Source organism: Nocardioides sp. Soil777 (assembly GCF_001428425.1).
Taxonomy (GTDB): Bacteria; Actinomycetota; Actinomycetes; order Propionibacteriales; family Nocardioidaceae; genus Nocardioides; species Nocardioides terrigena.
Window position 1 is genome coordinate 158959 of sequence record NZ_LMSN01000018.1, and the last position, 22183, is coordinate 181141.

A 22183-nucleotide genomic window follows, 5' to 3' on the forward strand; every position below is an offset into this window, starting at 1 on the left:
TCGCTAGTCGGTCGGCACCTGCTGCTGCTTGGCCAGCACCGTGAGCCCGTCGTCGACCACGAATCCGCGGGCCCGGTCCTCGTCGGGGTCGACACCGATGCGCGCCCCCGGGGGCACCACCACGCCCTTGTCGAGGATCGCGTTGCGCACGACGGCCCCTTCACCGATGTGCACACCGTCCATCAGCACCGAGTCGGAGACCTCCGCGCCGTCCTTGACCCACACCGCGGGCGACAGCACGGACTGGTTGACGGTGCCGCCGCTGACCACGACGCCGGGCGAGAGGATCGAGTTGTACGTCGACACCTTGGCGCCGCTGGCGCCCTCCACCAGCTTGGCCGGCGGGTGCGGGCCGTAGCTGGTGTAGATCGGCCAGGCCTGGTTGTAGAGGTTGAAGACGGGCAGCGGCGAGACGAGGTCCATGTGGGCCGCGTAGTAGGACCGCATCGTGCCGACGTCGCGCCAGTAGCCGCGGTCGCGGTCGGTCGAGCCCGGGACCGTGTTGTCCTTGTAGTCGTAGACGGCCGACTCGGACTTGTCGACGAACCACGGCACGATGTCGCCGCCCATGTCGTGCTTGGACTGCTCGAGCTCGGCGTCGCGGACGACGGCGTCGCGCAGCGCGTCGGCGGTGAAGACGTAGTTGCCCATGCTGGCGAGCACCTCGTGCGGGGAGTCGGGCAACCCGATCGGGTCGGTCGGCTTCTCGAGGAAGGCCCGGATCCGCTGGGGGTTGCCGGGGTCGACGTCGATGACGCCGAACTGGTCGGCGAGCTCGATCGGCTGGCGGATCGCGGCGACGGTGCAGCCTGCGCCGGACTCCACGTGCGCGGCCACCATCTGGGAGAAGTCCATCCGGTAGACGTGGTCGGCGCCCACCACGACGACGATGTCGGGCTGCTCGTCGGTGAGCAGGTTGAGCGACTGGTAGATCGCGTCCGCGCTGCCGAGGTACCACTGCTTGCCCATCCGCTGCTGCGCGGGCACCGGCGTGACGTAGTTGCCCAGCAGGTTGGACATCCGCCAGGTCGTCGTGACGTGCCGGTCGAGGCTGTGCGACTTGTACTGCGTCAGCACGACGACCTTGAGGTAGCCGGAGTTGACGACGTTGGACAACGCGAAGTCGATGAGGCGGTAGATCCCTCCGAACGGCACCGCCGGCTTGGCACGGTCGGCCGTCAACGGCATCAGGCGCTTGCCCTCACCGCCGGCCAGGACGATGGCGAGGATCTTCTTGCGGGCGGGTGCGGCACTCATGCACCGAAACTAGTGGCGCGCGGACGGCGCGGTCGACCCATTGGCACGAGTAAGTTCCCGGTCATGCGAATCGACGTGCTGAGCAAGGAGTACCCGCCCGAGGTCTACGGCGGCGCCGGCGTCCACGTGGCCGAGCTGGTGCGTGCGCTCCGCGCACAGCCCGATGTGGACGCACGGGTGCGCTGCTTCGGCGCACCGCGTGACGAGGCCGGCACCACGGCGTACGCCGAGCCGTCGTCGCTGGCGGAGGCCAACGGCGCGATCCGCACCCTGGGCGTGGACCTGGCGATGGTCGACGACTGCGCCGGGGCGTCGCTCGTGCACTCGCACACGTGGTACGCCAACATGGCCGGCCACCTCGCCTCCCTCATGCACGGCATCCCGCACGTGGTCAGCGCCCACTCGCTGGAGCCGATGCGGCCGTGGAAGGCCGAGCAGCTCGGCGGTGGCTACGCGCTCTCGAGCTGGGTGGAGCGCACGGCCTACGAGGGCGCCGCCGGCATCATCGCGGTGAGCGCCGCGATGCGCGACGACGTGCTGCGCAGCTATCCCGCCGTCGATCCCGCGCGTGTGCACGTGGTGCACAACGGCATCGACACCACCGACTGGTCCCCCGTCCACAACCCCGACCGGGTGCGCGAGCTGGGCCTCGACCCCGACCGGCCGAGCGTGATCTTCGTCGGCCGCATCACCCGGCAGAAGGGGCTGCCGCTGTTCCTGCGCGCCGCCGCCCAGCTGCCGCCCGACGTCCAGCTCGTGCTGTGCGCCGGTGCCCCCGACACCCCGGAGATCGAGGCCGAGGTGCGCGGGCTCGTCGAGGAGCTGGCCGCCACCCGCACCGGCGTCGTGTGGATCGCCGAGATGCTGCCGCGCCCCGACGTGGTCGCGCTGCTGACCGCGGCGACGGTCTTCGCGTGCCCGTCGATCTACGAGCCGCTCGGCATCGTCAACCTCGAGGCGATGGCCTGCGAGACCGCGGTCGTCGCCACCGCCACCGGGGGCATCCCGGAGGTCGTCGTCGACGGGTCCACGGGGTGGCTGGTGCCGATCGACCAGGCCACCGACGGCACCGGCACCCCGCTCGACCCCGAGCAGTACGTCGCCGACCTCGCCGCCGCCCTCGTCGACGCGGTCAGCGACCCCGCCCGCGCCGCCGAGCGTGGACGGGCCGGGCGCGCCCGCGCCATCGAGGCCTTCTCCTGGCCGGCGATCGCGGAGCGGACGCTGGAGATCTACCGCTCGCTGACCTGACCGTCGTACGGGCTGGGCCGTGCGTAGACCCGCGGACACAACTCCCTCGGCGCGCCGCTCTCACGCGTGCAACCCGGCGGCGCACCAGGGTTGTGTCCGCGGGTCTACGAGCCTGTGGATGACGTACGTCGCGCTGTCGCAGGATTCGGCATGCTCGCGCCATGGATGTGGTCGAGGTCGTACGCCGTCGCGGTGGGCTCGCGACGCGCGCGGACCTCGTCCGGGCCTGCTCCCGCGCGGACGTCGACCGGGCGCTGCGGACCGGTGCACTCGTCCCCGTGTCGCACGGGCGCTACTCGCTTGCCGAGATCGCTGACGCGCCCCGTCGCGCCCACGCCGCCAACGGGGTCCTCAGCCTGACCAGTGCCGCGCTGCACCACGGGTGGGAGGTGCTCCGGACTCCCGAGCAGCCGCACGTCCTGCTCCCACGCAAGCGCCGGATCAGCCCGGAGCGTCGCCAGGGCATCGTCGTACACCGGGGCGACCTGTCTCCCCGCGACCGTGCCGGCATCGCGACCAGCAAGCTGCTGACCCTCACCCAGTGCCTGCGCCAGCTCCCGCACGACGAGGCACTCGCCGTCGCCGACTCGGCCCTGCGCGCGGGGGACGGCGACCTGCTCGGGCGAGTGGTCGAGGAGGTCCGTGGACCCGGCAGCGACCAGGTGCGCGCCGTCGCGGCTGCGGCGAGACGCGAGGCCGCCAACCCGTTCGAATCGGGCTTGCGCTCGATCACCCTCAGTGTGCCCCGCCTCGCGGTCGAGCCCCAGGTGGTCATCTCCTCCGCCCATGTCTGGGCTCGCCCCGACCTCGTCGACGCACGTCTGCGCGTGGTCGTCGAGGCCGAGTCCTACGAGTGGCACGGTGACCGCGCGGGATTCCGCAAGGACGTCCGCCGCTACACGCTGCTGACGGCCGAGGGGTGGGTGGTGCTGCGGTTCACGTGGGAGGACGTCATGTTCCGTCCCGACTGGGTGCGGCGGGTGATCTCACGCGCCGTCGGCCTCGTAGACACGCGGACGGAACTCACCTCACCGGTCAGCGGCGCCGCCTGAACCGGACCGTTGAGCGGGGTTGTGTCCGCGCGTCTACGCGAGCGCCGGGTGCCCCGGGATCAGCCGAGGACGAGGCCCGGGTAGAGCGGGTGCTTGTCGAGCAGCTCGCCGCTCGCGGCCTTGGTGCGGTCGGCCACGCCGTCGGCCAGGACGTACGACGCCTTCGACGGGCCACCGGCCTTCGTGGTGCCGGCCTCGGTGTTGCTCAGCACATCGACGATGAGCTCGGCGACGGTGTCGAACTCGTCGTGGCCGAAGCCGCGGGTGGTGAGCGCGGGAGTGCCGAGGCGGATCCCGGAGGTGTACCAGGCGCCGTTGGGGTCGGCCGGGATCGAGTTGCGGTTGGTGACCACGCCGGCGTCGAGGAGCGCGGACTCGGCCTGGCGGCCGGTCAGGCCGAAGCCGGACACGTCGAGCAGGACGAGGTGGTTGTCCGTGCCGCCGGTGACCAGGCGGGCGTCGCGCTTGAGGAAGCCGTCGGCGAGCGACTGGGCGTTGTCGGCGATCTGCTGGGCGTAGGCCTGGAACGAGCTCTGGCGGGCCTCGGCGAAGGCGACGGCCTTCGCGGCCATCACGTGCGAGAGCGGACCGCCGAGCACCATCGGGCACCCGCGGTCGACGTCGGCCGCGAACTCCTCCTGGGCCAGCACCATTCCGCCGCGCGGGCCGCGCAGCGACTTGTGGGTCGTGGTGGTGGTGATGTGGGCGTAGGGGACGGGGTCCTCCTCGCCGGTGAAGACCTTGCCGGCGACGAGCCCGGCGAAGTGCGCCATGTCCACCATCAGCACGGCGCCGACCTCGTCGGCGATCTCGCGCATCTTGGCGAAGTTGACCCGGCGCGGGTAGGCCGAGTAGCCGGCGACGAGCACCAGCGGCTTGAACTCGCGGGCCTTGGCTGCGACCGCGTCGTAGTCGAGGAGGCCGGTCTCCGGGTCGGTGCCGTACTGCTGCTGGTGGAACATCTTGCCGCTGATGTTGGGGCGGAAGCCGTGGGTCAGGTGCCCGCCGGCGTCGAGCGACATGCCCAGGAGGCGCTGGTTGCCCAGCTCGCCGCGCAGGGTCTCCCAGTCGGCCTCGGTCAGCTCGTTGACGTTCTTGGCCTGCATCTTCTGCAGGTAGGGCGACTCCACCCGGTTGGCCAGGATCGACCAGAAGGCGACGAGGTTGGCGTCGATGCCCGAGTGCGGCTGCACATAGGCGTACGGCGCGCCGAACAGCTCGCGGGCGTGCTCGGCCGCCAGCGACTCGACCGTGTCGACGTTCTGGCAGCCGGCGTAGAAGCGGTGACCGACGGTGCCCTCGGCGTACTTGTCGGAGAACCAGGTGCCCATGGTCAGCAGCACGGCCGGAGAGGCGTAGTTCTCCGAGGCGATGAGCTTGAGCGAACCCCGCTGGTCGGCCAGTTCCTGGCGGGTCGCGTCGGCGATCCGCGGCTCGACGGCCCCGATCACCTCGAGGGCCTGGGTGTACGCGCTGCTGATGAGGGAGTCCGTCATGCGGCACAGCCTAGAGGCAGGCGCAGCACCGGGCTCGCGCGTGTCCGCGGCCCTGCGCGAGTGTGACGTGGAACGCATCCGACGCGCGATGCCGCCTGAAACCGCGCTCGTCGTCTCACTATGTGGCGCGCCGTCTCTCATCATGAGATTTCGGCTTGTGGACAGGGTGTCCGGGAGTTGAGACTCCTTGACATGAGTCTTGCTGCCACCACCCAGTTCCTCGTGGTCCGACGCCACGTCGACCTCGGGCGCACGTGCAGCTCGATGTGTTGGCACCGCTGAACCTCGCCGCCCCCCGCACATTCCGCGCTCACCGTTGCGCGCGGCCCTCAGCGAAGAAGGACACGTAACCCGTGACCAGCACCCCGACCGCTCCCGCCGGCTCCCCCACCGCGGCAGCCCCCGCCAAGCCTGTCCGCCGCAAGCGCGGCGAGGGTCAGTGGGCCCTCGGCTACTCCGAGCCGCTCAACAAGAACGAGCAGACGAAGAAGGACGACAACCCCCTCAACGTCCGGGCCCGCATCGAGAACATCTACTCCAAGCGCGGCTTCGACTCCATCGACCCGGCCGACCTGCGCGGTCGCTTCCGCTGGATGGGGCTCTACACGCAGCGCGCTCCCGGCTTCGACGGCGGCAAGACCGCCATGCTCGAGGAGGAGGAGCTCGACGACCGCTACTTCATGATGCGCGTGCGCACCGACGGCCAGGTCCTCGGCGTCGAGCAGCTGCGGGCCCTCGGCGAGACGTCGACGACGTACGCCCGGAACACCGCGGACATCACCGACCGCAACAACATTCAGTACCACTGGATCGAGGTCGAGAGCGTCCCCGCGATCTGGGAGCGCCTCGAGTCGGTCGGCCTCATCACCGTCGAGGCGTGCGGCGACTCGCCGCGCCCGTTCCTCGGCTCGCCGGTCGCCGGGATCGCCAAGGACGAGATCATCGACGGCTCCTCGGCGCTGGCCGAGATCAAGGCCCACGCCATCGGCAACCCGGAGTTCTCCAACCTGCCGCGCAAGTTCAAGACGGCCCTGACCGGACACCCGAGCCACGACGTGGCGCCCGAGGTCAACGACATCTCCTTCGTCGGCACCGTCCACCCCGAGCACGGCCCCGGCTTCGACCTCTGGGTCGGCGGCGGCCTCTCCACCAACCCGATGCTCGCCCAGAAGCTCGGCGTCTGGATCCCGCTCGACGAGGTCGTCGACGCCTGGGTGGGCGTCGTGTCGATCTTCCGCGACTACGGCTACCGCCGGCTGCGCTCGAAGGCACGTCTGAAGTTCCTGGTCGCCGACTGGGGCAAGGAGAAGTTCCGCGAGGTGCTCGAGACCGAGTACCTGAAGCGTGAGCTCGTCGACTGCCCCTCCCCCGCCACCCCGGTCTCCCAGGGCGACCACATCGGTATCCACGAGCAGAAGGACGGCAAGTTCTACGTCGGCGCCGCGCCCGTCGTGGGCCGCATTGACGGCACCACGCTGAGCGCCCTGGCCGACCTCGTCGAGCAGTACGGCGCGCTGGGCGCGCGCCTCACGGCGTACCAGAAGCTCGTCGTCCTCGGCGTGGACGCAGCCGACACGGAGGCCTTCGCCGACGGGCTGGAGAAGATCGGCCTGACCGCCCGTCCCAGCAACTGGCGTCGCAGCACCATGGCCTGCACCGGCATCGAGTTCTGCAAGCTGGCGATCGTGGACACCAAGGAGCGCGCCCGACTGCTCGTCACCGAGCTGGAGAAGCGTTTCCCCGAGCTCGACACCCCGATCACGATCAACGTCAACGGGTGCCCCAACGCCTGCGCCCGCACCCAGGTCGCCGACATCGGCCTCAAGGGCCAGCTGGTCATGGACGACGACGGCAACCAGGTGGAGGGCTTCCAGGTGCACCTCGGTGGCGCGCTGGGCCTGCAGGCCAACTTCGGCCGCAAGCTGCGCGCGCACAAGGTGACCAGCGCCGACCTCGACGACTACGTGACCCGCGTCGTCACGGCGTACCTCGCCGACCGCACCGACGGCGAGTCGTTCGCGACCTGGGCTGCCCGCGCCGACGACGTCCACCTGCGCGGGGAAGTCGCCGCCTCGTGAGCGGGCGCGCGGTCACCCAGCACTGCCCCTACTGCGGCGAGACCACCCTGTGGCCGCTGGAGGAGGGCTGGGAGTGCCGGTCGTGCCTGCGCGCGTTCTCCGTGAAGTACCTCGGCCTCACCCGTCCCGACACCAGCAGAGGAGGTGCCCGATGAGTCTCTCCACCCAGGCCGCCCGCGACTTCAAGGGCACCCACACCGCCGGGCGCACGCCCGAGGAGCTGCGCGAGCTGGTCTCGCACGTCGGGGCCGAGCTCGAGCTGGCGCCGGCCGAGAACATCATCGAGTGGGCCGTCGCGACCTTCGGCGAGCGCTTCTGCATCACGTCCTCGATGGGCGACGCGGTCCTGGCCCACCTGGCCTCGACCGTCGCGCCTGGCATCGACGTGGTCTTCCTCGACACCGGCTACCACTTCGCCGAGACCATCGGCACCCGCGACGCCGTCGAGGCCACCCTGCCCGTCAACCTCCGCACGGTGAGCACCCCGCTGACCGTCGCCGAGCAGGACGAGCAGTACGGCAAGGACCTCTACAGGACCGACCCCGACCTCTGCTGCGCGCTGCGCAAGGTCCAGCCCCTGGCCGACACGCTCGGAGAGTACGACGCCTGGGCCACCGGCCTGCGCCGGGCCGAGACGCACAACCGGGTGATCGCCCCGGTCGTCGGCTGGGACGCCAAGAAGCAGAAGGTCAAGGTCTCCCCCATGGCCCGCTGGACCGACGAGCAGGTCGAGCAGTACATCGCCGACCACGGCGTGCTGGTCAACCCGCTCGTGCACGACGGCTATCCCTCGATCGGCTGTTGGCCCTGCACCCGTCGCGTCGCTCCCGGCGACGACCCGCGCAGCGGCCGCTGGGCCGGGACCACCAAGACCGAGTGCGGGATCCACGCATGAACACACCTCGCGTCCCGCAGCAGAACCCCAGTCCCCTCACCACCGACAACGGCGTCGACCACACCACCGCACAAGATGGGAGGCCTCTCTGATGGCCGCTCCTGCACTGGTTGCCCTGGCTCACGGAAGCCGTGACCCCCGCTCGGCCGCGACGATCACCGCGCTCGTCGACGAGGTCCGCTCGATGCGCCCCGACCTCCGCATCGAGGCCGCGTTCCTCGAGCTCTCCAAGCCGTCCTTCGAGACGGTCGTCGCGCGGCTGGTCAAGGCCGGCTTCGACGAGATCGTCGTGGTGCCCCTGCTGCTCACGGAGGCCTACCACGCCAAGGTGGACGTCCCCGAGGCGATCGCCGCGGCGGCGTCGCGCCACGAGGGCCTCAAGATCCGCGCCTCCAAGATCCTGGGCATGGAGGCCACCTTCCTCGAGGTGCTCGACCTGCGGCTGCGCGACGCCCTCAAGGAGGCCCGCGTCCGCGAGCTCGACGCCCTGGTGCTGGCCGCTGCCGGCTCCTCCGACCCGCTCGCCAACCAGGCCGTGGCGCGACTCGCCCGCACCTGGGGCACCCGCCACAAGCTCCCCGTGACGGCCGCCTTCGCGTCGGCCGCTCCGCCGGCGGCCGGTGAGGCCGTGCGGGCCTTCCGGGCAGAGGGCCGTCGCCACATCGCGGTCGCGTCCTTCTTCCTGGCACCCGGCTTCCTCCCGGACCGGGCCGCCGAGCTGGCCACCGAGGCCGGCGCCATCGCGGTCTCGGAGCCCTTGGGTGCCCACCCGGAGGTTGCCCGCGCCGTGCTGGCGCGCTACGCCGTCGGCGCGGTGGAGCTCGTCCCCGTCTGATCCTCCGGACCGACCTGCGGGCCCGCGGGCCCGCCGCCGCGGCGGTCCACCAGTCGGAGCGCCTCTCGCCGCGACAACGGCGAGAGGCGTTCGGCGTGCGCGGCGACGTACGCGCGCACCCAGTCGGCGTCGGTGCGGCTGTGCTCGCGCAGCGCCCACCCGATCGCCTTGCGGACGAAGAACTCCGAGCCGTACGTCGTGCCCTCGAGGTTGGCCCCGATCGCGTCCACGAGCAGCACGGTGTCGGTGTCACCGCGGTGCCGGAGCTGTGCCAGGACCGCGGTCCGCCGGAGCCACATGCTGTCCTCGGCGGACGCCCAGCGGCGTACGACGGGCGTGGCCGCGGCCCGGTGACCGGCGAGCACCCCGCCGACCAGGTGGCTCGCGACCTCGTCGACCACGTCCCACCAGGCCCCGGTCTCGATCAGGTGGTGGAGCAGGGGCAGCAGGTCCGGATCGACCCAGGCCGCGTAGTAGCGGTGCCGGAGCAGGGCGATCGTGGCGTACCACTCCTCGCGGTGGGTGGCCCCGTCCCACAGCTCGCGAGCCGTGGCCCGCCACGTGTCGGGGTCGCCGAGGCGATGCCCGGCGAGCACCGGGCGCAGGAGTGTGCGCAGCTCCGGTGCGGAGAGCCCGCGGTAGGGCATGGCCGACTTCATGTAGGCCTGCTGCCGGCGTGCCCGGTCGGGGTCGCCGGCACCGGCCAGGGCGTCGCGCACCGCCTCCACCAGGGCCGACTCGGCACTCATCCCACGAGGCGCTCGAGGAGGTGCTCGAGCTGGCGGGCGGGATCAGTGGTCACGCCGCCGTGGACCGGACCGGGCTGCAGCACCGTGCTCCGGGGCGCCTTGAGGAAGCCGAAGCGCGGGCCGAGCGGCTGTCCCGATGCCGCACCGCCGCGGGAGTCCCCGCGGGCCACGCCCTCGACGAACTCGAGCGCAGTGCACACCTGGCCGGGATCGAGGCCCGGGTCCAGGGCCGCGAGCCGGTCGGCATCGCAGTGCCACGCCACGTCGAGGAAGTCGGCGGACTGGCAGTAGAGGACGACACCGACGTTGAGGAACTCCTCGCGGTCCGGTCGCGGCACGCAGCGCAGGACGACGTACTGGTAGGACAGCCGCTTCACGCGACACCGCCCGGGAGCCACTGGCGGGTGCCGAGGCGCGCGGTGAGGAACTCGACGTACGCCGCGCGCAGGGCGTCCGGGGTCTCGGCGCCCGGCACGGGCTCGAGCCACTCGTCGGGCACCCGGGACAGCACCCGCGCGAAGGTGTCGCGGTCGAGCCGGGGACTGATCTCGGCGTCCGCCGCGGCGACGCCGGCGAGGTGGTTGCCGAGGACGTGGTCGGAGGCGTCCCACGGCTGTCGCGCGAAGCGCGCCGGGTCGGTCACGCCGCTGGCCCAGCCGTGGTGGAAGTAGAGCGAGGCGCCGTGGTCGATCACCCAGAGGTCGCCGTGCCACAGCAGCAGGTTGGGGTTGCGCCAGGACCGGTCGACGTTGGCGCAGAACGCGTCGAGCCAGATGACCTTCGCCGCCTCGCCGTCGGCCGCGGGGCCGTCCGGGTCGAGCACCGTCCCGTCGTAGCCGAAGGCACCCGGCAGGAAGTCGACGCCGAGATTGAGGCCCGCGCTCGCGTTGAGGAGGTCCTGGACCTCCTCGTCGGCCTCGTAGCGCGCGATCTCGGGGTCCAGGTCGAGGGCCACCAGGCGCGGCGTGCGCAGCCCGAGGTGCTCGGCCAGCCCACTGACGATCACCTCGGCGACGAGCACCTTGAGACCCTGTCCCGCGCCCCGGAACTTGCACACGTAGGTGCCCAGGTCGTCGCCCTCGACGATCCCCGGCAGGCTGCCGCCCTCCCGCAGCGGCGTCACGTAGCGCGTGACGAACACTCCGGGAAGGGTGGTCTCCTCGGTCTGCGACGAGCGGGCGGTCACGTGACCGGGTCCTCCTCGACGAGGCGCCTGCGCTCGCCGGCGACGTCGAAGTCGGCAGGGGGCCAGGCCGGGGCGAGGTCCTCGAGAGCCTCGTGCAGCATGGTGGCGACGGCCCAGTTGCGATACCACTTGCGGTCACTCGGCACGACGTACCACGGCGCCTCGGGGGTGTTGCAGCGCTCCAGGGCGATCTCGTAGGCCTCTTGGTAGGCGCGCCACTGCGAGCGCTCGTCGATGTCGCCGGGGTTGAACTTCCAGTGCTTGGTCGGGTCGTCGAGCCGGGCGAGGAGCCGCTCCTTCTGCTCCTCGGCGGAGATGTGGAGCATGCACTTGATGACGGTGACGCCACTCTCGACGAGCTCGGCCTCGAAGCGGTTGATGGCGTCGTATCGACGGGTGATGGCCGAGCGCGTCGTCAGCTCGCGGACACGCGCGATCAGCACGTCCTCGTAGTGCGAGCGGTCGAAGACACCCACGATGCCCGCCTCGGGGACCGCGCGACGGATGCGCCACAGGAAGTCGTGCCGACGCTCCTCGGCACTGGGAGCCTTGAAGGACGTGATGCGCACGCCCTGCGGGTCGATCAGGCCGACGGAGTGACGCAGCACGCCGCCCTTGCCGGAGGTGTCCATCCCCTGGAGGACCAGCAGCACGCGGCGGTGACCGCCCGCCCTGCCGTGGGCGTACAAGCGCTCCTGCAGCTCGGCCAGGGGCTCGCCCACGAGCGGAAGTGCCGCCTTGCCGGCGGCCTTGTCACCGTCGAAGCCGGGCGTGGACCGTGGGTCGATGCTGCCCAGGTCGACGGGTCCTTCCGGCAACCGCAGGAGCGGTCGCACGGACTCCGCCGTGGTGCCGGGGATCTTCGTCTGCTCGGTGGTGGCCACGGGTGCAGTATGTCCCAGCGCACGGGCACCGCGTGGGCGCCGACCGGCGCCGCGCGTCACCGCCGCAGCAGGCCCTCGGCCTCGTAGAGGTCCCGGCCGCGGTCGGTGAGGTCGGCCAGCTCGTCGAAGAGCGCGTCGTCCACGCGGGTGAAGTTGAAGCAGCTCTTGCCCTGCCGCCGTCGGGTCAGCTCGGGGCTGATCGTCGGCTCCTCCGGCGACATGTAGACCGACATGAGGTGGTAGCTGACGTAGCGCTTGCCGATGCGGACGGAGGCGAACAGCTGACCGTCCGGGTATCGGTCGGTCGGCGCCCCCAGGAGCACGTAGGTGTCGGGCGACGGCTCGTCGACCTTGTGGCTGGCCGCGGTGTTGGCGTCCGTGAGGTTGTCGGAGACGAGGAACGCATCCTCGTGGACGCTCAGGCGACGCCGTAGCTCGGCGTGGACCGCCGGAAGATCGGGCATGGGACGAGCCTAGAACTCCTCGTCGAGCCCCGCATCGTCCAGTGCCTCGACGTCCAGCCCGTCGCGCGCCAGCTCGTCCTTGACGATCGCGAAGGCCATGCCCGCTCCATAGCCCTTGCGTGCCAGCATGCCCACGAGTCGCCGGGTCGCCTTCTGCTGGTCGAGACCGCGCACGGAGCGCAGCTTCTTGCGGACCAGGGCCCGGGCCGCGGCGTCCTCGTCGTCGGGGTCGATCTCGTCGAGCGCCTCGCGGGCCACCTCGTCGTCGATGCCCTTGCGACGCAGCTCCTGGGCCAGGGCCCGACGGGCCAGGCCCTTGCCCGGCTGGCGGGAGGCGATCCACGCCCGGGCGAAGGCCTCGTCGTCGACCAGCCCGACCTCCTCGAACCGGTCCAGCAGTGCGGCCGCCACGTCGGCCGGGACGTCCTTCTTCGCCAGCTTGTCGGCCAGCTCCTGGCGGGAGCGGGCCTGACCGGTCAGCGCGTCGAGCAGGATCTTGCGGGCCACCGACTCGGGATCGGCGTCGGGTCCCTGCGCCGCCGTGTCGGGCGGTGCGGGAGTCCGCCGCGCACCCCGGTCGCCGGAGCGTCCGGCGCCCGGCTCGCGAGACCGGAGGGAGCGGGCCGACCGGCTCGAGCGGCGACCCGACCGACCGGTGGGCACCCGCTCGAAGGGCTCGTCCGGCCCGTCTGTCGACGGTGCGGCCGACCTGGTCCAGGCCTCGACACCGTCGTGGACGTCCCCCGCCCACGACGGCATCGGCCTGGACTCACCCGGCCGGGAGGCGTGCTCAGAAGTCATCCACGCCGATGGGGTCGTCTGACAGGTCGGACGGGGCGTCGACCTGCGGCCCGACACCGAGCTTCTCGAGGATCTTCTTCTCCAGCTCGTTGGCCAGGTCGGGGTTGTCCTTGAGGAAGGTGCGGGCGTTCTCCTTGCCCTGGCCGAGCTGGTCGCCCTCGTAGGTGTACCAAGCGCCGGACTTGCGGACCAGTCCCGCCTCGACGCCGACGTCGATGAGGCCACCCTCGCGGCTGATGCCCTTGCCGTACATGATGTCGAACTCGGCCTGCTTGAACGGCGGGGCGACCTTGTTCTTGACGACCTTGACGCGGGTGCGGTTGCCCACCATCTCCTGGCCGTCCTTGAGGGTCTCGATGCGACGCACGTCGAGGCGGACCGAGGAGTAGAACTTGAGCGCGCGACCACCGGTCGTGGTCTCGGGCGAGCCGAACATGACGCCGATCTTCTCGCGGAGCTGGTTGATGAAGATGGCCGTCGTGCCCGAGTTGTTGAGCGCACCGGTCATCTTGCGCAGCGCCTGGCTCATCAACCGCGCCTGGAGACCGACGTGGCTGTCACCCATCTCGCCCTCGATCTCGGCGCGCGGCACGAGCGCGGCCACCGAGTCGATGACGATCAGGGACAGGGCGCCGGAGCGGACCAGCATGTCGGCGATCTCGAGCGCCTGCTCTCCGGAGTCGGGCTGGGAGACCAGCAGGGCGTCGGTGTCGACGCCGAGGGCCTTGGCGTAGTCGGGGTCGAGCGCGTGCTCGGCGTCGATGAAGGCGACGATGCCGCCGGCCGCCTGGGCGCTGGCCACCGCGTGCAGGGCGACCGTCGTCTTGCCCGAGGACTCGGGACCGTAGATCTCCACGACACGGCCACGGGGCAGACCGCCGAGGCCGAGAGCCACGTCGAGGGCGATCGCACCGGTCGGGATCACCTCCAGCGGAGCACGGGTGTCGTCGCCCAGTCGCATGACCGAGCCCTTGCCGAACGACTTCTCGATGTTGGCGAGTGCGGCATCCAGTGCCTTCTCGCGGTCTCCACCAGCCATGTGTGTGTCCTTGTCTTGTCCGTCGGGTAGTCAGGTACGTCTGCGACGCTAGGACGAGCCACCGACAATGCCTGATCAGCACCGCCGAACGCTGTGGACAACCTCGTCGTGCGTCGTACCTGTGGACACAATCTAGCCCGAACAGTTGTTCGAGTCATGGACGGCGCGCCCGCGTGTCGCGACTAGCGGCGGATGCCGGTCCCCTCGGCCGGGGAGGCCGGCCGCGTGGCCGCACCCGCCCGGGCCCCGGCCAGCAGCACGGCCAGCGCCAGCACCCCGGCGAACGCCGCCAGCACGGGGTAGCCGAGCCACCCGACGATCAGGCCGGCGAGGGCACCGCCACCGGCCGCGGTGAGCGACATCGCCATGTCGGCCGTGCCCTGCACGTCGGTGCGAGCGGAGACCGGGGTCAGGTCGGCGATGATCGTCGACGCGGCCACCGTGGCGCACGACCATCCCAGGCCGAGCAGGAAGAGGCCCGCGAAGATCTGCCACGAGGACCCCTCGGGCGCCAGCCCGCACAGCACCAGGGAGACGAGCAGCACCACTCCCCCGGCCTGCAGCACCCGGGGTCGTCCGAGGCGGTCGGAGGCGATGCCCACGAGGGGCGAGAACGCGAACATCCCGAGCACGTGCACCGAGATCACGAAGCCGATCACGTGCAGGTGCGCACCGCCGTGCTCCATGTGCAGCGGCGTCATGATCATCACCGTCACCATCGCGGCGTGGGCGCAGGCCATCCCGGCGATCGCCGCGACCAGGGCCGGCTGCGCGCCGACCGCCGCCGTGAAGCGGGACCACGACCGGCCGGAGCGTGCCTCGGCCGTGGCGCCGGCCGCGGCCTGGGCCAGCAGGAGCGGGTCGGGCCGCAGCAGCACCGCGATCCAGACCGCCGCTGCGACGAGCACCACTGCCCCGATGGCGAAACCGCCGGTGAGCTCCGGGATGCCGAGCCGACGCGCGAGTCCTGCCCCGACCCCCGTGAGGTTGGGTCCGGCCACGGCGCCGATCGTGGTCGCCCACACGACCACCGAGAGCGCCCGGCCCCGGCTCGCCTCGGGTGCCAGGTCGGTCGCGGCGTAGCGAGACCCGTTGTTGACCGCGGTGGTCGCGCCCAGCAGCACGGCCCCGGTCAGCAGGACCAGCATCGAGTCGAGCACCCCGGCGGCGACGCACAGCGCCGCCCCGGAGGCACCCGCCAGGTAGCCGGCCACCAGCCCGGCGCGGCGACCCCGCCGACCCATCAGCCGGGCGAGGACGTAGGCGGCGAGCGCCGTCCCGAGCACCTGGAAGGTCTGGGCCAGGCCGGCCTGGGCGTCCGAGCCCGAGATGTCGCGGGCCAGCAGGGAGGCCGTGGCCACGCCGATGGTCACCCCGACCGCGCCGACGGCCTGGGAGACGACCAGCACCCGCACGGTCCGGGCCTGGACGTCGGCGTGCCGGGCGAGCGGGTCGTCCCCGGTGGCGCTCACCGCTCGGAGTCCGGCAGGTCGAGCACGCGCCAGACGGCGGCCCAGACCTGCTTGGGGGACACGCCGGCGTGGAGCGCCTCGACGACGGTGCGGCTGCCGAGCTCCCCGATGACGTAGAGCTCCGCCCAGGAGCGCGAGGACTCCGTGCCGAGCGCGTGGTCGAGACGGGCCCAGAACTCGGTGTGCCTCATCCGTGCACCGCCACGACCTCGAGCCACTGCTCGGACCCCTTGCCCGGGACACGGACGATCGAGACGTCGACCCAGCCCGCGCCCACCAGGACCTCGCGCAGGGCGTCGGGCCGCCAGTAGGTGAAGTGCCGCGGACCCCGGATCGACCCGTGCGTCGACCATCCCTCGCCGTCGCCCTCCTTGACCGCGACGCGGAGCAGACCGCCGCGCCGGGTGAGCGCTGCGAGACGCGTCAGGACGGCGGGCAGGTCCGGCCGGGCCACGTGCAGCAGGCAGGCGTTGGCCCACACGGCGTCGTACGGACCCTCGTCGGAGGACAGGTCGTCGGTCAACGGGTCGAGGACATCGGCCTCGTGGCCCTGCGCGCGCAACAGCTGCACGAAGGCCGGGGTCACGTCGGTACGACGCACGCGCAGGCCGTGCTCCTCCAGGAGCGCCGCGTCGCGACCTCCCCCGGAGCCGACCTCCAGCACCCGCGCGCCCGCGCCGAGCTCCTCGACGAGGCCACGGACCGCCGCACGCACGGACTCCGGCACGGCCGGTGCGTTGGCGGCGTACGCGGCGGCGTCCAGGTCGTAGGCGCGCACCGTCGCCGAGGCGGCGTCGGTCACGCCACACCCACGTCGTGCACGTGGTGCAGCACGTCGTGGAGGTGGTAGATGCCCAGCGTCTCCACGGTGAACTCGCTCCCGTCGGACCGGAACCCCCGCCGCGCGCCCTCCTCGGCGGTCACCGTGGCGTAGACACCGGCCACGTGTCCGGCCGCCTCGACCAGCTCGGTGTCCACGGTGGCGGGGTCCTGCTCGGCGTAGCGCGAGGCGACCGCCGTCTCGTCCTGGTCCCAGCTGGCGAAGTGCGGCTCGTCCTCCACCAGCATGAGGGCGACGCGCTCGGCGAAGACCCGGTGGACGTCGCGGACGTGGCAGGCGTACTCGAGGGCGGACCACACTCCGGGTGCCGGACGGAATGCGGCGTCGACCCGCGCCAGCACCCGCGACCAGACCATGGCCGAGTCGTGGAGGAGGCCGGGCAGCGCGGCCAGCGTGTGGGCACCGGGGTCGAAGCCGCACTCCGGGCACGGTCGGTCGAGCACCCAGGTCCAGTCCTTGGTGTCCGGTGCGATCGGGTCGGGCTCGGGCATGGCTCCATCCTCCCAGCGGTCGGGGTCGCGCTCCACGTCAGGTGAGGAGGAGCTTGTCGAGACGCCTCCGGACGATCACCAGGCCGATGAGGCCCATGACGAGCAGGTAGACGACCGAGATGACGCTCTCCCAGCCCGGGGTGCCGGTCGTGAGCTCACGGCACAGGACGACCCCGCGGTAGAGCGGCGTGGCCTCGACGATCCAGCGCAGGGCGCCGTCGTACGCGGTGATCGGGAAGAACGTCGCCGAGAACAGGAACATCGGCATCTGTATCAGGGTGATCTTGTCGAAGTCCTGGAAGGACTTCATCCACGTCGTCAGCGCCATGCACACGGCGCTGAAGGCGAACCCGATCAGCATGGCGGCCGGCAGCGCGAGCAAGGCCCACCACGTGTGCAGCATCCCCATCGCGGCCATCACGAGCAGGAAGACCGCCGAGTAGGTCGACCCGCGGATCTGGCCCCACGCGATCTCGCCGCGCGCGATGTCGGCCGTCGTGAGCGGGGTCGCCAGCATCTGGTCGTAGAGCTTCTCGTACTTGAGCTTGAAGAAGACGTTGTAGGTCGAGTCCATCAGGGCACCGTTGAACGCGCTGACCGCGAGCATGCCGGGCGCCACGAACTCGGCGTACGGGATGGCCTGGCCGTTGAACTCGAAGCCGTCGACGAGCTGGCCGACGCCGATCCCGATGGAGAAGAGGTAGAAGACCGGCTCGAGGAAGCCGGTGACGAAGAGCTTCCACGAGGAGCGGTAGGTGATGTAGTTGCGTTGCACCAGCAGGCCGAGGGCCTGGACCGACGTGAGCGGCTCGTAGGGGGTGACCGACATCAGAGCACCAGCCTCCGCTCGAGACCGCGGGCTGCCCAGAACCATCCGAAGGCGGTGACCCCCGCGAGCACGCTCACGTTGACCAGCGCCACCGGCCAGTCGACGGTGTCGAGGCAGAGCATGCGGGACAGGTTGACCCCGTGCCACATGGGGGTGAGGCGGGCCAGCCACTCCATGACGGGGCCGAGGTTGCTCACCGGGAAGAACGCGCCGGAGAAGAGGGTCAGCGGCATCACGCCGAGCCGGAAGATCACCCCGAAGGCCTCCTCGGACCGGACCCGCACCGCGATGCCCATCACGACCGTGGCGAAGGCCATGCCGGTCAGCAGCTGGACGCCGAAGGCCAGGATCGGTCCCCACCAGCTCTCGAAGACGCCGAAGGGCGCCAGCACCACCATGAAGACGCCGCAGGCGGTCGCCAGGCGGAACAGGACGAACATCAGGTGCGCGCCGGCGATGTGGCGGGCCTCGAGCGGGGTCGCGGCCTGTGCCCAGTAGGTCTTGTGCCACTTGAGGCCGCCCATGACCGGGTAGGTCGTCTCCCCCACGGCGATGCCGAGCGCGTGCGCGACCACCAGGCCGGGGACGATGAAGGCGAGGTAGGACGTGGCGCCCTCGAGCTGGGACGGGTCGACCTCGATGAAGCCGCCCAGCAGGACGCCCATCGCCAGGACGTAGAACAGCGGTGAGAAGAACGAGGAGATGATGCCGCCGCGCCACGTGCGCTTGAATACCGTCCACCAGTAGTCGCGCTGGCGCCCGATCCCCTCGGCCAGCGAGAGCCCGCGCGGCTCGGTCGTCGGGTCCGTCGTCGGCTCGGTCGAGCGGTCGGTCGTGGGGTCGGCCATCAGTCCACCAACGTCCGACCGGTGAGCTTGAGGAAGACGTCCTCCAGCGTGGAGCGTCGCACCAGCACGGCGATCGGCTCGAGGCCGCGCTCGTGCACCTTGGCGATGACCTCCTCGCCGTCGGGGCTGTAGACGAGGATGCGGTCGGGCAGCACCTCGAGGCGGCCGAGGTCGCCGATCTTCTCGGCGATCTGCTCGTGGACGTTGCCCTCGTCGACGATGCCGAAGCGGAGCTCGGCGACCTCGCGCGTCGAGTGCTCCTCGATCAGCTGGCGGGGAGAGCCCTCGGCGGCGATGAGCCCCTTGTCCATCACGACCAGCCGGTCGCAGAGCTGCTCCGCCTCGTCCATGTAGTGGGTCGTGATCACCAGCGTCACGCCGGCCTGCTTGAGCCGGAACAGCTGGTCCCACAGGACGTGGCGGGCCTGCGGGTCCAGCCCGGTGGTCGGCTCGTCGAGCAGGAGCAGGTCGGGTCGGTTGACGAGGCTGCGGGCGATCGTGAGCCGCCGCTTCATGCCGCCGGACAGGTCCTCGACCCTGGACTTGGCCTTGTCCGTGAGCTGCACGAACTCGAGGAGCTCGTCGACGCGGCTGTTGACCTCGCCGCGGGGGATGCCGAAGTAGCGGCCGTAGATGAACAGGTTGTCGCGGACGTTGAGCTCGTTGTCGAGGGTGTCCTCCTGCGGGCACACCCCCAGCCGGCCGCGGATCGTCGGACCGTGGGTCGCCGGGTCCATGCCCAGGATCGTCAGCTCGCCGCCGCTGATGGGGCTGACGCTGGCGATCATGCGCATGGTGCTCGACTTGCCGGCGCCGTTGGGGCCGAGGAAGCCGAACGCCTCGCCGCGGCGGACGTCGACGTCGATGCCCTTGACGGCCTCGAAGTCGCCGAACGACTTGCGCAGCCCCCGGGCCAGGATCATGGATTCCGTCACGGACGCGACCCTATAGAGGGCCACCGACATCGCTCGACCCGATGTCCCCGACCCGCGTGGAACACTCCGCAGCATGGACGCGGTCAACGGACAGGTCAGGTCGACGTACGACGCCGTGGCCGCCGACTACGCCCGGCACTTCCCGGGCACCGGGCCCGAGGCGGCGCTGGACCTGGCGACGATCGACCACCTGCTCGCCCTGCTCGGCCCCGCGCCGCACGTGCTCGACGCCGGGTGCGGGACCGGCCGGATGGGGCGCTACCTCGCCGACCGCGGCGCCCGGGTCACCGGCGTCGACCTGTCGTCGGGCATGGTCGCCATGGCTCGTCGGGACCACCCCGACATCGGCTGGGTGGTCGGGACGATCACCGACCTGCCGTACGACGACGGGGCGTTCGACGCCGCGATGTACTGGTACTCGACCATCCACTCCCCCGACGACGACCTGCCGCGCATCGCCGCCGAGGCGCGCCGCGTCGTGCGACCGGAAGGCCTGGTGCTCGTCGCCTTCCAGGTCGGCGAGGCCGCCCGCGACGTCGGTGAGGGCTACCGGGCCCTCGGCCACGACGTACGGCTGACCCGCTTCCACCGGTCGCTGCACCGGTGGTCCGCGGTGCTGGAGGCAGCCGGCCTCTCGGAGGTGGCGCGGCTCCAGCGTGCGCCGATGGGCGAGAAGGATCCACAGGGGTTCCTCCTCGCCCGGCGTCGCGACTAGCCGGGGCCGCTGCCCAGGAGCGAGCGGGTCAGGACGGCGCCGTCCGCCTGCAGCTCGTCGGAGGCGGCCGCGAGGTCCTCGTCGGAGGGCGACCGCTCGGCGATGGCGGCCCGCAGCACCGCCCGGCGGACCAGCTCCTTGGAGTACGACGCGGTGGTGCCCGCGGACGCCTCGGCCGCGGCGGCGATCGCCTCGTCGCTGAAGCCCACCTCGGCGGCGTACAGGCCGATGAGCTGGCGGCGCGCAGAGACGTCCGGCAACGGGATCTCGACGGCGAGGTCGACCCGACCGGGACGCTGGGAGAGGGCGCGCTCGAGGGCCTCGGCCCGGTTGGTGGTCAGCAGGAAGACCACGTCGGCGTCCTGGTCGAGACCGTCCATCGCGTCGAGGAGCGTGAACAGCAGGGGTGACGCGCCGCCTCCGAAGTGACCGTGGTCGCGGTCCTCAGCGATCAGGTCGACGTCCTCGAGGACGACGATCGCGGGCTGGTGGGCGCGGGCGATCTGCGCGGCCTGCGCGACGTACGCCATCTGGGTCCCGGAGAGCAGGACGACCGTGGTGTCCGGACCCGCTCCGACCAGGTGCCGGACCGTGTGGGTCTTGCCGGTGCCGGGCGGGCCGTAGAGGAGGATGCCGCGCTTGAGGTGTTGTCCGCGCCGGCGGAGCTCGTCGCGGTGGACGGCGAGCTCGACGACGTGGCCGCGCACCTGGGTGAGCGTGCCCTCCGGGAGGATGACCCGGTCGGCGGGCAGGTCGGGACGCCGGACGAACGTGATCGCGCCCATGGACGGCTCGTAGGGGTTGCCGGCGAAGCTGATGACCTGGCCGCGGAGCACCGAGCGCGACACGGCGAGGTCGCGGACCTCGGCCAGCAGGGCTGCCCCGACCTCCGGGTCCTGCACGATCACCTCGAGGCGTGCCTCGCCGTGGAACTGCGGGTTGTGGCCGCGCTGGAGGACGACCACCTGGCGCCCGTCGTAGCGGAAGAGGTGCAGCCCGAAGGCCACCGTCGCCCGCTCGTCGTCCGGCCCGGTGGGGACGTTGAGCCGGTCCACCTGTCCCTGCCGGAACCGTCCCCACTCGGCGTTGGCGATGAGGTCGCCCAACGAGCTGTGGTGCCGCTGGTCGCCGCCGCCGACCCCGACCAGCCGTGCGTCGGCGTCACGCCCGGCGATCTCGGCCAGCGCGATGTCGGTGTCGACCCAGCGGTGGACGTCGACCTTCTCGACCACCACCGGGAGCTCGTCGGCCCGCGTGCCGAGGTGCTCGTCGAGCACCTCCAGAAGCGGTGTCCCCCGCTGCGCCGGCTCCTCGCGCGTCAGCTGCCTGACCAGCCGCGCCAGGTCGGCGCGCAGCTGGTCGTCTCCCCCGATGTCCGTCATGGCGCGAGCCTAGGGACTGGCGGGGACAGCCGCGACGAGATTCTGCGGTCCTACTTCTTGCGGGCGGTCTTCCTGGCCGTACGCCGCTGGGTCCCGCGCGCCGCGTCGGCGGCCTCCTCCTCGGTGGTGGCGCCCTCGGTGGAGAGCCGCCCGCCGGCGTTCTCCAGGTGGGCGCGGACGAACCAGTGGAACTGCTCGAGCTCACCGGTCTGGCCGATGAGGAGGTCCTCGGTGACGGGGTCGATCTCGCCGACGACGTCGATCGCCGTGCGGTTGTCCTCGATCACCCCGGTGTAGACGAGGTCGAGGGCACCGAGGTGGGCCTGTGCGGTGTCCTTGCCGAGCGCGTAGTCGTCCCACGAGCGGGCGTCGACGAGCGCGCCGGGCGTGCCGATCGGAGTACCGCCCATGGTGGCGATCCGCTCGGCCACCGCGTCGGCGTAGCCACGGACCATGTCGACCTGCGGGTCCAGCATCTCGTGGACGCCGATGAAGTTGGGGCCCACGACGTTCCAGTGCACGTGCTTGAGCACGAGGTGGAGGTCGGTGTAGGCGTAGAGCCGGTCCTGCAGCGCGGCGACGACGGTGGTGCTCTCCTTGGCGCTGAGGCCGGGGACGTGGAAGGTCTGGGCGGGGGTGCTCTTGGTGGCCATGCCTCGACACTAGGCAGGTCGGGGAAGACC

Annotated in this window: 25 protein-coding genes; 7 read left to right on the forward strand and 18 right to left on the reverse strand. The window is 71.5% G+C overall.

Annotation, left to right across the window (positions count from 1 at the left end):
• Positions 1–3 precede the first annotated feature (3 nt).
• Complete coding sequence (gene glgC, locus ASG88_RS17820) at positions 4–1257, reverse strand: glucose-1-phosphate adenylyltransferase (protein ID WP_056888784.1); 1254 nt, start codon at positions 1255–1257, stop codon at positions 4–6.
• 63 nt (positions 1258–1320) lie between these two features.
• Here glgC and glgA point away from each other — a divergent pair, with 63 nt between their 5' ends.
• Both glgA and ASG88_RS17830 read left to right on the forward strand, forming a co-directional pair.
• Positions 1321–2508 (forward strand): glycogen synthase, encoded by a 1188-nt coding sequence (glgA, locus tag ASG88_RS17825; RefSeq protein ID WP_056888785.1) that lies wholly within the window; start codon positions 1321–1323, stop codon positions 2506–2508.
• Between the two features lie 161 nt (positions 2509–2669).
• A complete protein-coding gene (locus ASG88_RS17830) occupies positions 2670–3560 on the forward strand; it encodes a DUF559 domain-containing protein (protein ID WP_056888786.1) in 891 nt (296 codons plus the stop codon).
• 59 nt (positions 3561–3619) lie between these two features.
• On the opposite strand, the gene ASG88_RS17835 is transcribed toward ASG88_RS17830, so the two are convergent.
• Positions 3620–5056: a glycine hydroxymethyltransferase gene (locus ASG88_RS17835; protein WP_056888787.1), complete on the reverse strand. Its 1437-nt coding sequence runs from the start codon at positions 5054–5056 to the stop codon at positions 3620–3622.
• A 353-nt stretch (positions 5057–5409) separates the two neighbouring features.
• On the opposite strand from ASG88_RS17835, the gene ASG88_RS17840 reads away from it, so the two are divergent.
• From ASG88_RS17840 to ASG88_RS17850, 4 genes are all read left to right on the forward strand, one after another.
• Positions 5410–7134 carry a nitrite/sulfite reductase gene (locus ASG88_RS17840; protein ID WP_056888788.1) on the forward strand — a complete coding sequence of 575 codons (1725 nt, stop codon included), beginning with the start codon at positions 5410–5412 and terminating at the stop codon, positions 7132–7134.
• Positions 7131–7289 carry an Insertion element protein gene (locus ASG88_RS23160; RefSeq protein ID WP_107765820.1) on the forward strand — a complete coding sequence of 53 codons (159 nt, stop codon included), beginning with the start codon at positions 7131–7133 and terminating at the stop codon, positions 7287–7289. The genes ASG88_RS17840 and ASG88_RS23160 overlap by 4 nt, the downstream gene beginning before the upstream one ends.
• On the forward strand, positions 7286–8029 hold the full coding sequence (locus tag ASG88_RS17845) for a phosphoadenylyl-sulfate reductase (protein WP_082600657.1): 744 nt from the start codon (positions 7286–7288) through the stop codon (positions 8027–8029). The genes ASG88_RS23160 and ASG88_RS17845 overlap by 4 nt, the downstream gene beginning before the upstream one ends.
• Before the next feature lie 91 nt (positions 8030–8120).
• The gene (locus ASG88_RS17850; RefSeq protein WP_056888789.1) at positions 8121–8864 is read left to right on the forward strand and encodes a sirohydrochlorin chelatase; all 744 of its coding nucleotides are present in this window, start codon (positions 8121–8123) and stop codon (positions 8862–8864) included.
• Here ASG88_RS17850 and ASG88_RS17855 read toward each other — a convergent pair.
• The 14 genes from ASG88_RS17855 to ASG88_RS17920 all read right to left on the reverse strand — a co-directional run bounded on the left by ASG88_RS17855 (position 8828) and on the right by ASG88_RS17920 (position 19433).
• Complete coding sequence (locus tag ASG88_RS17855; RefSeq protein WP_082600659.1) at positions 8828–9613, reverse strand: DNA alkylation repair protein; 786 nt, start codon at positions 9611–9613, stop codon at positions 8828–8830. The genes ASG88_RS17850 and ASG88_RS17855 overlap by 37 nt on opposite strands.
• Positions 9610–9990, reverse strand: coding sequence for a DUF3037 domain-containing protein (locus ASG88_RS17860; RefSeq protein ID WP_056888790.1), 381 nt, complete (start codon positions 9988–9990; stop codon positions 9610–9612). Before ASG88_RS17860 ends, ASG88_RS17855 begins: the two co-directional genes overlap by 4 nt.
• Complete coding sequence (locus tag ASG88_RS17865) at positions 9987–10799, reverse strand: HipA family kinase (protein WP_056888791.1); 813 nt, start codon at positions 10797–10799, stop codon at positions 9987–9989. The genes ASG88_RS17860 and ASG88_RS17865 overlap by 4 nt, the downstream gene beginning before the upstream one ends.
• Positions 10796–11683, reverse strand: a complete 888-nt coding sequence (locus tag ASG88_RS17870; RefSeq protein ID WP_082600661.1) for a PPK2 family polyphosphate kinase — start codon at positions 11681–11683, stop codon at positions 10796–10798. Before ASG88_RS17870 ends, ASG88_RS17865 begins: the two co-directional genes overlap by 4 nt.
• Before the next feature lie 56 nt (positions 11684–11739).
• Entirely contained in the window at positions 11740–12147 is a 408-nt protein-coding gene (locus ASG88_RS17875; protein ID WP_056888792.1) for a hypothetical protein, read from the reverse strand.
• Between the two features lie 9 nt (positions 12148–12156).
• Positions 12157–12948: a regulatory protein RecX gene (locus tag ASG88_RS17880; RefSeq protein ID WP_056888793.1), complete on the reverse strand. Its 792-nt coding sequence runs from the start codon at positions 12946–12948 to the stop codon at positions 12157–12159.
• On the reverse strand, positions 12938–13987 hold the full coding sequence (recA, locus tag ASG88_RS17885; protein ID WP_056888794.1) for a recombinase RecA: 1050 nt from the start codon (positions 13985–13987) through the stop codon (positions 12938–12940). The genes ASG88_RS17880 and recA overlap by 11 nt, the downstream gene beginning before the upstream one ends.
• Before the next feature lie 182 nt (positions 13988–14169).
• A complete protein-coding gene (locus ASG88_RS17890) occupies positions 14170–15459 on the reverse strand; it encodes an MFS transporter (protein ID WP_056888795.1) in 1290 nt (429 codons plus the stop codon).
• Entirely contained in the window at positions 15456–15650 is a 195-nt protein-coding gene (locus ASG88_RS17895) for a DUF3046 domain-containing protein (protein WP_056888796.1), read from the reverse strand. Before ASG88_RS17895 ends, ASG88_RS17890 begins: the two co-directional genes overlap by 4 nt.
• Positions 15647–16261 (reverse strand): class I SAM-dependent methyltransferase, encoded by a 615-nt coding sequence (locus tag ASG88_RS17900; RefSeq protein ID WP_056888797.1) that lies wholly within the window; start codon positions 16259–16261, stop codon positions 15647–15649. Before ASG88_RS17900 ends, ASG88_RS17895 begins: the two co-directional genes overlap by 4 nt.
• Positions 16258–16791: a DinB family protein gene (locus tag ASG88_RS17905; RefSeq protein ID WP_056888895.1), complete on the reverse strand. Its 534-nt coding sequence runs from the start codon at positions 16789–16791 to the stop codon at positions 16258–16260. The genes ASG88_RS17900 and ASG88_RS17905 overlap by 4 nt, the downstream gene beginning before the upstream one ends.
• Before the next feature lie 37 nt (positions 16792–16828).
• Positions 16829–17620, reverse strand: coding sequence for an ABC transporter permease (locus ASG88_RS17910; protein WP_056888798.1), 792 nt, complete (start codon positions 17618–17620; stop codon positions 16829–16831).
• Positions 17620–18468 carry an ABC transporter permease gene (locus ASG88_RS17915; RefSeq protein ID WP_082600663.1) on the reverse strand — a complete coding sequence of 283 codons (849 nt, stop codon included), beginning with the start codon at positions 18466–18468 and terminating at the stop codon, positions 17620–17622. Before ASG88_RS17915 ends, ASG88_RS17910 begins: the two co-directional genes overlap by 1 nt.
• The gene (locus ASG88_RS17920) at positions 18468–19433 is read right to left on the reverse strand and encodes an ABC transporter ATP-binding protein (RefSeq protein ID WP_056888799.1); all 966 of its coding nucleotides are present in this window, start codon (positions 19431–19433) and stop codon (positions 18468–18470) included. The genes ASG88_RS17915 and ASG88_RS17920 overlap by 1 nt, the downstream gene beginning before the upstream one ends.
• Before the next feature lie 43 nt (positions 19434–19476).
• Here ASG88_RS17920 and ASG88_RS17925 point away from each other — a divergent pair, with 43 nt between their 5' ends.
• Complete coding sequence (locus tag ASG88_RS17925; protein ID WP_056888800.1) at positions 19477–20118, forward strand: class I SAM-dependent methyltransferase; 642 nt, start codon at positions 19477–19479, stop codon at positions 20116–20118.
• Here ASG88_RS17925 and ASG88_RS17930 read toward each other — a convergent pair.
• Together ASG88_RS17930 and ASG88_RS17935 are read right to left on the reverse strand one after the other, a co-directional pair.
• Entirely contained in the window at positions 20115–21500 is a 1386-nt protein-coding gene (locus tag ASG88_RS17930; RefSeq protein WP_056888801.1) for an AAA family ATPase, read from the reverse strand. The two genes, ASG88_RS17925 and ASG88_RS17930, sit on opposite strands and share 4 nt — an antisense overlap.
• A gap of 50 nt (positions 21501–21550) precedes the next feature.
• Positions 21551–22153 (reverse strand): Dps family protein, encoded by a 603-nt coding sequence (locus ASG88_RS17935; RefSeq protein ID WP_056888802.1) that lies wholly within the window; start codon positions 22151–22153, stop codon positions 21551–21553.
• Positions 22154–22183: the final 30 nt, after the last annotated feature.

Bases quoted from the DNA above. Each gene is read 5' to 3' on its own strand.
- glgC (WP_056888784.1), bottom strand. From the start codon at position 1,257: ATGAGTGCCGCACCCGCCCGCAAGAAGATCCTCGCCATCGTCCTGGCC.
- glgA (WP_056888785.1), top strand. From the start codon at position 1,321: ATGCGAATCGACGTGCTGAGCAAGGAGTACCCGCCCGAGGTCTACGGC.
- ASG88_RS17830 (WP_056888786.1), top strand. From the start codon at position 2,670: ATGGATGTGGTCGAGGTCGTACGCCGTCGCGGTGGGCTCGCGACGCGC.
- ASG88_RS17835 (WP_056888787.1), bottom strand. From the start codon at position 5,056: ATGACGGACTCCCTCATCAGCAGCGCGTACACCCAGGCCCTCGAGGTG.
- ASG88_RS17845 (WP_082600657.1), top strand. From the start codon at position 7,286: ATGAGTCTCTCCACCCAGGCCGCCCGCGACTTCAAGGGCACCCACACC.
- ASG88_RS17850 (WP_056888789.1), top strand. From the start codon at position 8,121: ATGGCCGCTCCTGCACTGGTTGCCCTGGCTCACGGAAGCCGTGACCCC.
- ASG88_RS17855 (WP_082600659.1), bottom strand. From the start codon at position 9,613: ATGAGTGCCGAGTCGGCCCTGGTGGAGGCGGTGCGCGACGCCCTGGCC.
- ASG88_RS17875 (WP_056888792.1), bottom strand. From the start codon at position 12,147: ATGCCCGATCTTCCGGCGGTCCACGCCGAGCTACGGCGTCGCCTGAGC.
- ASG88_RS17880 (WP_056888793.1), bottom strand. From the start codon at position 12,948: ATGACTTCTGAGCACGCCTCCCGGCCGGGTGAGTCCAGGCCGATGCCG.
- recA (WP_056888794.1), bottom strand. From the start codon at position 13,987: ATGGCTGGTGGAGACCGCGAGAAGGCACTGGATGCCGCACTCGCCAAC.
- ASG88_RS17895 (WP_056888796.1), bottom strand. From the start codon at position 15,650: ATGAGGCACACCGAGTTCTGGGCCCGTCTCGACCACGCGCTCGGCACG.
- ASG88_RS17905 (WP_056888895.1), bottom strand. From the start codon at position 16,791: ATGCCCGAGCCCGACCCGATCGCACCGGACACCAAGGACTGGACCTGG.
- ASG88_RS17910 (WP_056888798.1), bottom strand. From the start codon at position 17,620: ATGTCGGTCACCCCCTACGAGCCGCTCACGTCGGTCCAGGCCCTCGGC.
- ASG88_RS17915 (WP_082600663.1), bottom strand. From the start codon at position 18,468: ATGGCCGACCCCACGACCGACCGCTCGACCGAGCCGACGACGGACCCG.
- ASG88_RS17920 (WP_056888799.1), bottom strand. From the start codon at position 19,433: ATGTCGGTGGCCCTCTATAGGGTCGCGTCCGTGACGGAATCCATGATC.
- ASG88_RS17925 (WP_056888800.1), top strand. From the start codon at position 19,477: ATGGACGCGGTCAACGGACAGGTCAGGTCGACGTACGACGCCGTGGCC.
- ASG88_RS17930 (WP_056888801.1), bottom strand. From the start codon at position 21,500: ATGACGGACATCGGGGGAGACGACCAGCTGCGCGCCGACCTGGCGCGG.
- ASG88_RS17935 (WP_056888802.1), bottom strand. From the start codon at position 22,153: ATGGCCACCAAGAGCACCCCCGCCCAGACCTTCCACGTCCCCGGCCTC.